Source organism: Streptomyces sp. NPDC051636, assembly GCF_044453765.1.
Taxonomy (GTDB): domain Bacteria; phylum Actinomycetota; class Actinomycetes; order Streptomycetales; family Streptomycetaceae; genus Streptomyces.
In genome coordinates, this window is sequence record NZ_JBITDA010000010.1 from 96,051 (window position 1) to 109,047 (window position 12,997).

A 12,997-nucleotide genomic window follows, 5' to 3' on the forward strand; every position below is an offset into this window, starting at 1 on the left:
CGGGCACTCGAGCAGAGTCCCAACCGTTCATCTCTCGCAGTGCCGAGTGTCCGCCTGGATCACCCGCTGACCTCACCATCGCAAGGGAGCACGCATGGCAACCCGTGCCGTCGCCCGTCGTCAGTCCGCCACCGGCGAGACGGCCGACGCGGCAGGCAGTGTTCGCGCCCATGGCGGCGAGATCGCCGACCGCGACCTGGTCGGCATGTACCTCGACGAGATCGCGCGGACACCGCTGCTCGACGCCGCCAAGGAAGTCGACCTGTCCCAGACCATAGAGGCGGGTGTGTTCGCACGGCAGATCCTCGACGGGTACGAGGAGTCCAAGACGGACGCCACCCGCGAGGAGCTCGAGGCCCTGGTCGCCGAGGGGGAGCGGGCCAAGGACGTCTTCATCCGCTCCAACCTGCGCCTGGTCGTCGCCGTCGCCCGCCGCTACCCCCGCAGCGGCCTGCCCCTGCTCGACCTGATCCAGGAGGGCAACGCCGGCCTGGTGCGCGCGGTCGAGAAGTTCGACTACCGCAAGGGCTTCAAGTTCTCGACGTACGCCACCTGGTGGATCCGGCAGGCGATCACCCGCTCGATCGCGGACCAGTCCCGCACCATCCGGCTGCCCGTCCACCTCGTGGAGGAGCTGGGCCGTATCCGCCGCGTCCAGCGCGAGTTCAACCGGGAGAACGGGCGCGAGCCGGAGCCCGCGGAGATCGCCGCCGAGCTCGGTTCGACGCCGGAGCGCGTCATCGACGTGCTCGACTGGGCCCGTGACCCGGTCTCGCTGAACATGTCGGTGGACGACGAGGGCGAGACGCAGTTCGGCGACCTGCTGGAGGACACCTCCGCGGTCTCGCCGGAGCAGTCGGTGCTGACCCTGCTGCGGAGCGAGGAGCTGGACGACCTGATCGGCCGCCTGGACCAGCGGACGGCCTCCATCATCAAGATGCGGTACGGCATCGAGGACGGCCGGGAGCGCACGCTGACCGAGGTGGGCAAGGAGCACGGTCTGACCCGCGAACGCATCCGCCAGATCGAGAAGCACGCGCTGCTGGAGCTGAAGAAGCTGGCCCGCAGCACCGGCTTCGACGCGGCGGCGTAACCACCGGCGACGTCCGGTGCCCGTGTGCCGACCGCGTACGCCGGGTGGCGGAAGACCGCGCAAACATGGCGCTGTAGCGCCGCTTCAACTCGTGGGGCCCTGGGAAAAACACCTCAGGGCCCGGGAGCACGGTGCCCGGGACCGCACCTCCGCCGCCCTCCGAGAGACGTGACGCGAGACGTTCTCTCACCTTGAGCCACACTCTGGGTCCCACCCTGAGCCACGTCCCGCCGCACATCCCCCCCGGCGCCGGGACCTTCCCCGAGCCGGGCTTCGGCGCCTGTCCCCCCGGGCGCCGGAGCCCGGCTCCTCGCCGTTGCGCGGCTCCCGCGTATCACGGACATGCTGGAGCGATGGGTCACCCCGTACCTGAACCCCGGGGTGGCCCACCGGATGGCAGATTCTGCCACATGGGCATAACCTGCCGCCGTGAGCACGCCCCGCCCCGTCGGCAAGACCCCCCACCAGCCCTTTTCCGCCTCCTCCCCGTCGTCCGGATCCCTGACGGAACGTCGCAAGGCCGAGACGCGGATGGAGATCGCGCGGGCCGCGGCCGGCCTCTTCGTCAGCCGGGGCCTGAAGGCCACCCGCGCGGAGGACATCGCCCAGGCCGCCGGATGCGCTCCGCGCACCTTCTACCGCTACTTCGCCACCAAGGAGGAGGCGGTGGCCCCCCTCTACGCGGCGGGAGCCCAGCGCTGGGCGGAGGCGGTCCGCGAAGCCCCGGCGGCCCTCTCCGTCCCCGAGGCCCTGGAACACGCCGTCCGCCACACCCTCACCCCCGGCAAGGCCGTCTCCGCCGCCTCCTGGGAGTGGGTCCGCGCACTCGTCCGCCTCGCCGGCACGAGCCCGGCACTGGGGAAGGTGTGGGCGGAGGTGTGCCACGAGTCGGAACGGGCGCTGGCAGAGATCCTGGCGGGCCGAGCGACTGGGGGAGGTCCCGACAACGTTGCCGCCGACTCCCCGGAACTCCGTTTCACCGCGGCCGTGGCCGGCGCGGCGGTGAGGGTGGCCGTCGAGTCCTGGGCCGCCGGCTCCGCGCCGCCCTCCGGGCCGGAGGGCCCGGCGGCACTGGCGCTGCGGAATCTTGAGGCGTTGCGGGGGTTTTCCTGGCCGGGGGCGTCATAGGAGCCGCAGCAACGTGGGCGACGTCCGGCCGCCCGACAGGCGCCGTGAGCCGCAGCCGGGGGGTCCGCGCGGCCCGGCGCTGACGGGGTGCCTCCCCCACTCTCGGCACCACTGTCGGCTTCGCTCGAGCGGGGGACCCTCATCGCCCACCCGTGCCGCCCCAGCGGCGCGACTGCCCGCAGCTAGGCAGGTACCCCACCCGCCCGACTCAGCCGCCCGCCCAACTCCCGTACGCACCGCACGAGTTCCTCGGGCTCCCGCACCACGAAATCGCACCCCACCATCGCCAGCCGCACCGCCAGCCACTCCACGGGGTCCCCGCTCTCGCCCCGCAACACGCAGCCCCCCGAGTCCACGGGCTCCGGTCGCCCCGCCCACGCGGGCACCCGCGAGGCGACGAAGTCCGCCGACTCCGCGAACGCGACCACGTAGGCGTACGACTCCTGCCGCCGCTGAATGGACCGCCGCAGATACTCCGCCGCGCTCCCCTCCGGCAACTCCCGCGCGGCGAACCGCACGCCGGTCGCGAACGGCTCGCTCACCCGGTCGACGCGGAACGTACGCCAGTCGCCCCGGTCGAGGTCGTACGCCACGAGGTACCACCGCCGCCCGGTCGACACCAGCCGGTACGGCTCGGTCAGGCGCCGCGACTCGCTGCCGTCCCTGGCCCGGTAGGCGAACCGCAGCCGCTCCCGCCCGGCCACCGTCGACGCCATCACGGTGAGCGTCTCGGGCGCGATGCTCGCCCCGTCCCCGCTGGTCAGCGGGGTCGTCGCGGCCTGGAGGGTGGAGACGCGGTGGCGCAGCCGGGCCGGCAGTACCTGTTCCAGCTTCGCCAGGGCCCGTACGGACGCCTCGTCGACCCCCGCCACCGCGTGCCCGGCACCGGCCCGCAGCCCCACCGCGATGGCCACCGCCTCCTCGTCGTCGAGCACCAGCGGCGGCATCGCCTTGCCCGCGACCAGCCGGTACCCGCCGTCCGCGCCCATGCTGGCCTGCACCGGATAGCCCAGCTCGCGCAGCCGGTCGACGTCCCGCCGGACCGTGCGGCGGGACACCCCGAGCCGGTCGGCGAGCTCGCCGCCGGGCCATTCGCGGGGCGTCTGCAGGAGGGAGAGGAGCTGGAGCAGCCGGGCCGGGGTGTCCGTCGTCATGGAATCGAGGATGCCGCAGAACTAGGACACGCTCTGACCTAATGGGCCTCTACCTTCGGAGCATGACCTCCACGGAGACCACCAGCACCAGCACCAGTACCGCCCACCGACGGCGTTGGTTCGCCCTCGCGATCGTGATGACCGCCGCCTTCATGGATCTGGTCGACGTCACGATCGTCAACATCGCGATCCCGTCCATACAGCAGGATGCCGGCGCGTCCTTCAGCCAGATCCAGTGGATCACCGCCGGTTACGCCCTCGCGTTCGCCGCCGGACTGATCACCGGCGGACGGCTCGGCGACATCCACGGCCGCAGGCGGCTGTTCCTCGTCGGCATCGGCGGTTTCACGCTGGCGTCCGCGCTGTGCGGCTTCGCCGCGAACCCGGAGATGCTGGTCGCCTCCCGGATCCTGCAGGGCGCGATGGCGGCGATGATGGTGCCGCAGGTGCTGTCGATCGTGCACGCCACCTTCCCGGCGCACGAGCGCGGCAAGGTCTTCGGGCTGTTCGGCGCGATCGTCGGCCTGGGCGCGGTCTCTGGTCCGCTGCTGGGCGCGCTGCTGACGGAGTGGAACCTGTTCGGGCTGCAGTGGCGGCCCATCTTCCTCATCAACCTGCCGGTCGGCGTCGTGGCCTTCCTCCTCGGCCGCCGTTTCATCACCGAGTCGAAGGCTCCGAAGGCGCTGAAGCTGGACCTCGTCGGTGTCGCGCTGGTGACGCTGGGCCTGCTGATGCTGCTCTACCCGCTCACCCGGGGCCGCGAGCTGGGCTGGCCGCTGTGGGGGTACGTGTCGATGGCGGGCGCGGTCGGCGTGTTCGCGGCGCTGGTGGCGTACGAGCGGCGCAAGAGCGCGCGGGACGGTTCGCCGCTGGTCGAGCTGTCGCTGTTCCGGGTGAAGAGCTTCGCGGCGGGCATCGCGGTGCAGACCGTCTTCGGGGTCGCGCTCGGCGTGTTCTTCCTGGTGTGGACGCTGTACATGCAGGTCGGCCTGGGCTGGAGCCCGCTGCGGGCCGGGCTGACCGGCGTGCCCTTCTCGATCGCGGTCTCCGTCGCGGCCGGGATGTCGGTGCAGAAGCTGGTGCCCCGCTTCGGCCGCAAGGTGCTCCAGACGGGCGCGCTGGTGATGGTCCTCGGCGTCCTGGTCTACATCGCGGAGGCCCACCGGTACGGCCTCGGCATCGCGTCCTGGCAGATGGCGCTCCCGCTGGTCGTCATGGGCGTCGGCATGGGTCTGATCGTCGCCCCGCTGACGGACGTGGTGCTGTCCGAGGTGCCGCGTGAGCACGCCGGTTCGGCGTCCGGCCTGATCAACACCGTGCAGCAGATGGGCAACGCTCTCGGGCTGGGCCTGGTGTCGGTGGTCTTCTTCGGCTCCATCGGCGACGACCTGACTGCGCCCGAGGTGGGGCCGGCGTTCGCGGACGCCTTCCAGCACGCGCTGGGCGGGGTGGCCGCGGTCATGGGCGTGATCTTCCTGCTGATGTTCGCGCTGCCCAAGCGGCCGGCGCAGCACGTGGAGGGCGGCGAGCCCGAGCTCCCGGTGGAGGAGAAGGAGCGGGAACTCGTGTCCTGAGTCCCTCCCGAGGAAGGGCCCGGCGGCTGAGCAGGCGCCGGGTCCTTCCGCATGTCCGCCCCCGGGGCCGGGGAAGTCCGTTCACGCCCGAATAAGGCCCGAACCTGTTTACATTCGGAAAATTCGGGCGTAGTCTCCCAATGAAACCACACGTTCGGGCATGAGTCGGAGGCAAACGGACATGTACGCACCGGAGCGGCAGCAGCAGATCCTCCGGCTGGCCCGGGACGGCGGCCGGGTGGACGTGCTGTCGCTCGCCGAGGAGTTCCAGGTGACGGCGGAAACGATTCGCCGCGACCTGAAGGCCCTCGACCGCGCCGGCCTCGTCCGCCGGGTGCACGGCGGTGCCATCCCGGCCGGACGCCTCGACTTCGAGCCGGACCTCGCCGAACGCGAGGGCACGGCCGCCGACGAGAAGGACCGCATCGCCAAGGTGGCCCTCGCCGAACTGCCGACCGAGGGCACGATGATCCTCGACGCCGGTACGACGGTCGCCCGCCTGGCCGGCGCCATCCCCCTGGAGTCGCGGCTGACCGTCGTCACGCACTCCCTGCCGATCGCGGCCCGCCTCGCCGACCACCCGGGCATCCAGCTCCACCTGGTCGGGGGACGGGTGCGGCACAACACGCGCGCCGCCGTGGACGCCTGGGCGCTGCGCGCGTACGGCGAGATCCGCGCCGACGTCCTGTTCGTCGCCGCCAACGGCTTCTCCGCCGAGCACGGTCTGACCACCCCCGACCTCGCCGAGGCCGCGGTCAAGCGCGCGGCGATCGCCGCCGCCCGCCGCGTGGTGCTGCTCGCCGACGCCACCAAGCACGGCCAGGAGCACTTCGCCCGCTTCGGCGGCCTGAGCGACGTGGACCTGCTGATCACCGACAGCGGGTTGAGCCCCGAAGACGCCGTCGCCATCGAGCGCGGCGGCACGGAAGTAGTGCGCGCATGATCCTCACCGTCACCCCCAACCCGTCTCTCGACCGCACGTACGAGGTCCCGTCGCTGGAGCGCGGAGAGGTCATCCGCGCCACCGGAGAACGCATGGACCCCGGCGGCAAGGGCGTCAACGTCTCGCGCGCCGTCGCCGCCGCCGGGCAGCGCACGGTCGCCGTCCTGCCCCTGGGTGGCGCGCCGGGCGCGCTCGTAGCCGACCTGCTCGACGCGCAGGGCATCGAGGTCGCGCCGGTCCCGGTCGCCGGGGCCACCCGCTCCAACATCGCGCTCGCGGAGGCGGACGGCGTCCTGACGAAGATCAACGCGCCCGGTCCGGAGCTGTCCCCGCAGGAGCAGGAACTGCTGCTGGAGACGGTCCGCGCGCAGTCCGGCGAGGCCGACTGGATCGCCTGCTGCGGCAGCCTGCCGCGCGGGCTCGCCCCCGCCTGGTACGCCGACCTGGTCGCCCGGGCGCACGCCGCCGGCAAGCGCATCGCCCTGGACACCTCAGGGCCCGCGCTCCTTGAGGCGCTGCGGGAGCGTCCGGACGTGGTGAAGCCGAACGCCGAGGAACTCGCGGAGGCCGTCGGGCGTCCCCTGGCGACCGTGGGTGACGCGGTGAAGGCGGCCGATGAGTTGCGCGAGATGGGCGCGCGCGCCGTGCTCGCGAGCCTGGGCGCCGACGGACAGCTCCTCGTGGACGGTGCGGGCGCCTGGTTCGGCAGCGCGCGCGTGGACGCCGTACGCAGCAACGTGGGCGCCGGTGACTCCTCGCTCGCGGGCTTCCTGATCGCCGGCGGCAGCGGCCCGGAGGCGCTCGCCTCCGCCGTCGCCCACGGCGCGGCGGCCGTCCAGCTGCCCGGAAGCGTGATGCCGACCCCGGCCGACCTGGACCCGGCGGCGGTGACGGTCACCAGGGTGGTCCCGGTGGACCGAGAGCTGACGGAGCCGGTCTCATGAACGTACGTACGACGACCACGACGACCTCGGCCGGGTCCGGGGCGCCGGCCCTGAAACCACCCTCCATGAAACGGCGAGGCTCCCCGTTACTCGTCGCGACCGCGGGCCGGCAGGGCACCCTGAGCCGCTCTGCCGGCCCGCGGAGGCGGGGCTTCCCCGGTCCCGTCTCCGCACCCACCGCCTCACCACCCCCTTCCCCCCACAGCACCCCCACCCCCGCCCACCCCACTCCCCGGGCGATACGCGTGCGAAGGAGCCCGCGATGAGCGAGATGATCACCGCGGATCTGGTCGACCTCGACCTGTCCGCCGATACGAAGGAAGCGGCGGCGCGCGCCCTCGCCGAGCGCATGGTGTCCCTGGGCCGGGTGACCGACCTGGACGGCTTCCTCGCCGACGTGGCCGCCCGCGAGGCGCAGATGCCGACCGGGCTCGACGGCGGCATCGGCATCCCGCACTGCCGCAGCGAGCACGTCACCGAGCCGACACTCGCCTTCGGGCGCAGCGCCGCCGGGATCGACTTCGGCGCGGCCGACGGCCCCGCCGACCTGATCTTCCTGATCGCCGCGCCGGCCGGCGCCGACGACGCCCACCTGACGATCCTGTCGTCGCTGGCCCGGCAGCTGATGAACGCCGAGTTCGCCTCCGCGCTGCGCTCGGTGGGCGACGCGGCCGAGGCGGCCGCGCTGATCCGGGGTGACCAGGCGGCGGACGAGGCCCCGGCGGCCGGTTCCGAGGACTCCGCTGCGGCGCCGACGGCGGCCTCCGCCGACGCCGCAGCGGGCAGCACCCCCCAGACCGACGAGGCGCGCCCCTTCCGCATCGTCGCCGTCACCTCCTGTCCGACCGGCATCGCCCACACCTACATGGCGGCCGAGTCGCTGGAGACCGCGGGCCGTGAGGTGGGCGTCGAGATCGCCGTCGAGACGCAGGGCTCGGCCGGTTTCACCCGGCTCGACCCGGCGGTGGTCGCGGCGGCGGACGGCGTGATCTTCGCCCACGACGTGCCGGTGCGCGACAAGGACCGCTTCGCCGGCAAGCCGACCGTCGACGTCGGCGTCAAGGCGGGCATCAACCGCCCCGGCGAGCTGATATCCGAGGTCCGTGGCAAGGCGGAGCGCGGCGAGGTCACGGCGGGAGCCGCGCCCGGTACGCCGGTCGAGCGCGCCGGTGACTCCACCGAGGGATACGGCACCAAGCTGCGCAAGTGGCTGATGTCCGGCGTCAGTTACATGGTCCCGTTCGTCGCGGCGGGCGGTCTGCTGATCGCGCTGAGCTTCGCGATCGGCGGCTACACGGTCAACAAGGCGCCGTCGGTCATGGACCACTTCGTGTGGACCCAGGCGGACAGCTGGGGCGCGCTGCTCTTCCAGATCGGCGTGGTGTCCTTCGGCTTCCTGATCCCGGTCCTGGCCGGCTACATCGCCTACGGCATGGCGGACCGGCCCGGTCTCGTCCCCGGTTTCGTGGGCGGCATGATCGCGTTCACGATCAACGCGGGCTTCCTCGGCGGTCTGGCGGCCGGTCTGATAGCCGGTGGCGTGGTGCTGGCGATCCAGAAGGTTCACATCCCGGCGGCGCTGCGCGGCATCATGCCGGTGGTGGTGATCCCGCTGATCTCCTCGGCGGTCGTCGGGTTCCTGATGTTCGTCGTGATCGGCAAGCCCCTCGCGTCCGCGCAGAAGGGCATGACCAACTGGCTCAACGGCCTCACCGGCACCAACGCCCTCCTGCTCGGCGCCCTGCTCGGCCTGATGATGTGCTTCGACCTCGGCGGCCCGGTCAACAAGGTCGCGTACACCTTCGCCACGGCGGGTATCGCGGTCTCCGACCCGAGCGGCTCCGCGATGAAGATCATGGCGGCGGTCATGGCGGCCGGCATGGTCCCGCCGCTGGCGATGGCGCTGGCCACCACGGTCCGGGGCAAGCTCTTCACCCCGACCGAGCGGGAGAACGGCAAGGCCGCCTGGGTCCTGGGCGCCTCCTTCATCTCGGAGGGCGCGATCCCGTTCGCCGCGGCGGACCCGCTGCGCGTCATCCCGTCCTCGATGGCCGGCGGCGCGGTCACCGGCGCCCTGTCGATGCTCTTCGACGCCACCCTGCGCGCCCCGCACGGCGGCATCTTCGTGGTCCCGCTGATCGGCAACCCCTTCCTCTACCTGGTCGCCATCGCGGCCGGCGTGTGCGTCACGACGGCCCTGGTGGTCATCCTCAAGGGCATGCGCAAGCAGGCCGCGGACACCACGGCGGGCGGTCCGGCCGCCGGCCCGGCCGCGCCGACACCGGAGAGGAAGCAGCCGGTCGCGGCCTGACGGCCCGCCAGTCCTTGGAGAGAGTTGTCCTTTTGGAGTGCTGTGAGTTGTTCACGGCACCTGCGAGATACGTCACGGTCCGGGGCCAAAGTCCCGGACCGTGGTGTGTACTGGAGCGCATGCCTGAGCACGTCCCGATCATCCAGTTGATGGGCGTGGCCCTCCTCGTCCTGGCGACCGCAGCCTGGGTCACCCTCCTGACGCGGGTCGTGCGCCGCCCCCGCTTCGAGACCACCGCCCGGCGCTTCCCCCGGGTCCTTCCGTGCTCTCCCCGCCCTCCCCCACCAGCGGCAGGCCGCACCGGAGCTGGAGACCGTCGAACTGACCCCGGCGGAGGAGGACGCGTTCGCGGGGCTGGTAAGGCAGTTGCACGGACGCCAGAGACAGGCCGGCGGCGAAGCGGACTGAGTCTAGGCCTGCTGGGCCGCCCGTCGTTCCATGGCGTCGCGGGCCGCGTCCTCCGACACGTACACCTCGCACATGTGCCGGCCGTCGGGTGTCGCCGTGTGCTCGACCTCCCAGAGGGAGAGCTCCCTGCCGTCCCGGAGCAGGAAGGCGTGCTCGTAGAGCGAGAAGCTCAGCCCGCCGCGGCCGGCCCGGCCCGGGCGGCCGAAGGCCTGGGTGATCTGGTGCGCGAACGCCGTTGCCAGCAGCGCCGCCGTCTCGTCGTCCGGCCGGTCCGGGTTCTCCGCGCGGCGCAGCAGCCGGCGCGCGTGGTCCGCCGAGTCGTCCGATGCGTACATGTGCCGCGGCTCGGGGATCGGCGACAGCTGCGTCAGCACCGGCAGCTCGAAGTCCGGCGTGTCCGCCGGCAGCGGCAGCCGGGCCGTGGCGGCGCGCAGTTCCTCCTCGTCCACGTACACCTCGTGCTGCGGCTCGCTGCCGGGCGCGGTGTTGTGCACGAGCTCCCACAGCGTGACCGCCGAGCCGTCGGCGAGCAGCCAGGTGTGCCGGTACGTCTCGCGGTGCAGCCCCGCGCTGTGGTGCGCGGAGTGCAGCGAACTGTCCTGCGCCAGCGCGCAGTCGAGCCGCCGTAGGGCCTCGTCGGGCAGTTCGAAGGAGTTCAGGGCACGGCCGAGGAGCCGCGCGAGATGCTCCTCCGGAGACTCGGGCGACTCGGCTGGTTCGTACGCTGCCGTCTCGTACGGAACGCTCAAGGTTTCTCCCGGCGTTGCTGCATGTCACCTTGTGGGTGCATACCGTAGCCCCTCGGTCGGACATCATGTCCGGGAACCGAGAAAACGCACGCCGGGAAAACGCGTGGGCCGCGCGGCATGTTCCCGCGCGGCCCGAGATCCCTCAAGAAACCGCCGGTCAGGCGGCGCTTCCCGCGGTCCACTCGCTCCAGGACATGTTCCAGCCGTTGAGCCCGTTGTCCGGGGAGACCGTCTTGTCGGGGGAGTTCTTGACGACCACGACGTCACCGATGAGTGAGTTGTCGTAGAACCACTTCGCGGTGGTGTCGCCCTGCGCGCCCTGCACGTCCGCGAGTCCCACGCAGCCGTGGCTGGTGCCCAGGCGCCCGAACGGCGGATTGCCCTTGCTGTACCAGTAGTTGCCGTGCACGAAGGTGCCGGACGACGTCAGGCGCATCGCGTGTGGCACGTCCGGGATGTCGTACTCGCCGCCGAAGCCGACCGTCGAGCCGTTCATGCGCGTCTGCTCGAACTTCTCGGAGATCACCATCTGCCCGTTGTACGTGGTGTGCTCCGGGCTGCCCGCCGAGATCGGCACCGACTTCAGAGTCTTGCCGTCGCGCACCACGGTCATGGTCTGCGTGCCGACGTCCACGGTGGAGACCTGCGACCGGCCGATGGTGAAGGTCACCGTCTTCTTCTGCACGCCGTAGACGCCGTTCGCGCCCTCGATGCCGTCCAGGTCGATCTTCATCGTCACCTTGGAGCCGGCCTTCCAGTAATCCTGGGGCCGGAAGTCGAGCCGCTGCGCCCCGAACCAGTGCCCGACCACCTGCTGCCCGCTGCTGGAGCTGACGGTGATGTGCGACTGCACGGCCTTCTTGTCGCTGATGGCCTTGTCGAAGGTGAACGACACCGGCATTCCGACACCCACGGTCGTGCCGTTGTCCGGCGTGTACGTGCCGATGAAGCTGTTCGACGACGAGACCGTGGTGAAGATGGAGTTGGCGGCGGCCGTGCGCCCGCTCGTGTCCTTCGCGGTCGCCGATATCTGGTACTTCGTCCCGCGCTCCAGCCGCGCCTTCGGCTTCCAGCTCTTGCCGTCGGCGGATATCGCACCCTCCACGGCCTGCCCCGACCCCGCCACGGTCATCTTCACATCGGTCAGCCTGCCGTCGCTGACCTGCACGCCGGTGGCATTGATGGACGCGCTGGTCGAGCCGTCCTTGGCCGAGATGACGATCTTCGCCGTGGACGTCTTGGCGGAGGTCCCGCCGCCGTTGCCGTCGTTGTTGGCACTGGCGTCGCCACCGCACGCGGTGAGGGTGAGGGCACCGACCACCAGGGCGGCACAGGCCCCCAGTACGCGCCGCGCTGCAATGTCCGGCGTTGTCACGGGCTGCTCCAGGTTCGTGTGATGTATGCGTAATCCGCTCCAGGCGTGAACGAAGAGGGAGCCGAAGGCGGGGCAGGTTCCCTCCCTGCGCGATGAAGGCCACCACGTGACAGAACCGGGACAATCGAAACCGCCCAGCGCCCTAACGGCCTCCGTACAGCTCCTCGTACGACGGCCACGCCCCGCCCGGCCCGTCCACCGGCTCGGCGGCGCGTACGGCGCGGACGATCGCGCGGGTCACCAGGTCCGCGCCGGCCGCGAGGACGGCGTTGAGCGCGAGCGGGTCCTCGGCGGCGAGCGGGCAGGCCCCGGTGGCCAGGGCGAACACCGTGTCGCCGTCGTTCAGCAGATGCACCGGCCGTACGGCGCGCGCGATGCCGTCGTGCGCCGTGCCGGCCAGCTTCTGTGCTTGCGCCTTCGACAGGTCCGCGTCGGTGGCGACCACCGCGAGCGTGGTGTTGAGCGGCGGAGGGGAGTTCCGCGCGGCGGCCTCGGCGAGGCGCCGGCGCGCGGCCTCGTGGACGTGCGCCTCCGGATACTCCACCCGCCCCTGGAACAACTCCCCGTACAGCACCCCCGTTTCCGGATCCACCGCCGACCCCACGGCGTTGACCACCACCAGCGCGGCCACCGTGACCCCCGAGCCGAGCACCGTGCTCGCGGTGCCGACCCCGCCCTTCAGCCCGCCCACGACGGCACCCGTACCGGCGCCCACACACCCCTCCGGCACCCGCGCCCCGGGCGCGCCGGCCGCGGCCGCCTCGACCGCCGCCCGGCCCGTGGCCGCGTCCGGCCGTGCCCGGAAGTCACCGCCCCGGCCCAGGTCGAAGACACAGGCCGCGGGTACGACGGGCACGACGTGCGCGGGATCCCGCCCGACCCGTACCCCGCGACCGTTCTCCTCCAGCCAGGCCATCACACCGGACGCCGCGTCGAGGCCGTACGCGCTGCCGCCCGTCAGGACGACCGCCTCGACCTTCCGCACCAGGTTGCGGGGATCGAGCGCGTCGGTCTCCTTGGTACCGGGGCCGCCCCCGCGCACGTCCACGGCGGCGACCGCCCCGCCCTCAGGGGCGAGCACGACCGTGGTGCCGGTGAGCCGGCCGTCGCCTACCTGGGTGGCGTGCCCCACCCGCAGTCCTGTGACGTCCGTCAATGCGTCAACTGTCATGCGGGCCAGTCTGGCCCAACGCCGGGGACCGCTGAGGTGGCGTCAGGGGGCGGACGCCGATGCCGGCGCAGGGGCGGGTGGTGGGCCGGGCCCTGGGGCGGCGGGCGCCGGGGGCAGGGCGTCCGGGGGAGGGCCGTACCCTGGGGG

General features: G+C 72.3%; 10 protein-coding genes. 6 read left to right on the plus strand and 4 right to left on the minus strand.

Annotation, left to right across the window (positions count from 1 at the left end):
• Window positions 1–94 precede the first annotated feature (94 nt).
• Window positions 95–1,093 (plus strand): RNA polymerase sigma factor RpoD/SigA, encoded by a 999-nt coding sequence (locus ACIBBH_RS19650; protein ID WP_399406200.1) that lies wholly within the window; start codon window positions 95–97, stop codon window positions 1,091–1,093.
• 531 nt (window positions 1,094–1,624) lie between these two features.
• Window positions 1,625–2,221, plus strand: a complete 597-nt coding sequence (locus ACIBBH_RS19655) for a TetR/AcrR family transcriptional regulator (protein ID WP_399406451.1) — start codon at window positions 1,625–1,627, stop codon at window positions 2,219–2,221.
• Between the two features lie 182 nt (window positions 2,222–2,403).
• Here ACIBBH_RS19655 and ACIBBH_RS19660 read toward each other — a convergent pair whose 3' ends face one another.
• Window positions 2,404–3,375 carry a helix-turn-helix transcriptional regulator gene (locus tag ACIBBH_RS19660; RefSeq protein WP_399406202.1) on the minus strand — a complete coding sequence of 324 codons (972 nt, stop codon included), beginning with the start codon at window positions 3,373–3,375 and terminating at the stop codon, window positions 2,404–2,406.
• Window positions 3,376–3,437: 62 nt separating this feature from the next.
• On the opposite strand from ACIBBH_RS19660, the gene ACIBBH_RS19665 reads away from it, so the two are divergent.
• The 4 genes from ACIBBH_RS19665 (at window position 3,438) to ACIBBH_RS19680 (ending at window position 9,147) form a co-directional block, all read left to right on the plus strand.
• Window positions 3,438–4,949 carry an MFS transporter gene (locus ACIBBH_RS19665; protein WP_399406204.1) on the plus strand — a complete coding sequence of 504 codons (1,512 nt, stop codon included), beginning with the start codon at window positions 3,438–3,440 and terminating at the stop codon, window positions 4,947–4,949.
• Window positions 4,950–5,130: 181 nt separating this feature from the next.
• Window positions 5,131–5,892, plus strand: coding sequence for a DeoR/GlpR family DNA-binding transcription regulator (locus ACIBBH_RS19670; RefSeq protein WP_399406453.1), 762 nt, complete (start codon window positions 5,131–5,133; stop codon window positions 5,890–5,892).
• Window positions 5,889–6,836, plus strand: a complete 948-nt coding sequence (gene pfkB / locus ACIBBH_RS19675) for a 1-phosphofructokinase (protein ID WP_399406206.1) — start codon at window positions 5,889–5,891, stop codon at window positions 6,834–6,836. Before ACIBBH_RS19670 ends, pfkB begins: the two co-directional genes overlap by 4 nt.
• A gap of 262 nt (window positions 6,837–7,098) precedes the next feature.
• The gene (locus ACIBBH_RS19680; protein ID WP_399406208.1) at window positions 7,099–9,147 is read left to right on the plus strand and encodes a fructose-specific PTS transporter subunit EIIC; all 2,049 of its coding nucleotides are present in this window, start codon (window positions 7,099–7,101) and stop codon (window positions 9,145–9,147) included.
• Between the two features lie 410 nt (window positions 9,148–9,557).
• Here the strand turns inward: ACIBBH_RS19680 and ACIBBH_RS19685 are convergent, their stop codons facing one another.
• The 3 genes from ACIBBH_RS19685 to ACIBBH_RS19695 form a co-directional block, all read right to left on the minus strand.
• Window positions 9,558–10,304: a DUF6227 family protein gene (locus ACIBBH_RS19685; protein ID WP_399406210.1), complete on the minus strand. Its 747-nt coding sequence runs from the start codon at window positions 10,302–10,304 to the stop codon at window positions 9,558–9,560.
• Window positions 10,305–10,461: 157 nt separating this feature from the next.
• Window positions 10,462–11,679 carry an Ig-like domain-containing protein gene (locus ACIBBH_RS19690; protein WP_399406212.1) on the minus strand — a complete coding sequence of 406 codons (1,218 nt, stop codon included), beginning with the start codon at window positions 11,677–11,679 and terminating at the stop codon, window positions 10,462–10,464.
• Between the two features lie 142 nt (window positions 11,680–11,821).
• The gene (locus ACIBBH_RS19695; protein ID WP_399406213.1) at window positions 11,822–12,850 is read right to left on the minus strand and encodes a P1 family peptidase; all 1,029 of its coding nucleotides are present in this window, start codon (window positions 12,848–12,850) and stop codon (window positions 11,822–11,824) included.
• Between the last annotated feature and the right edge of the window lie 147 nt (window positions 12,851–12,997).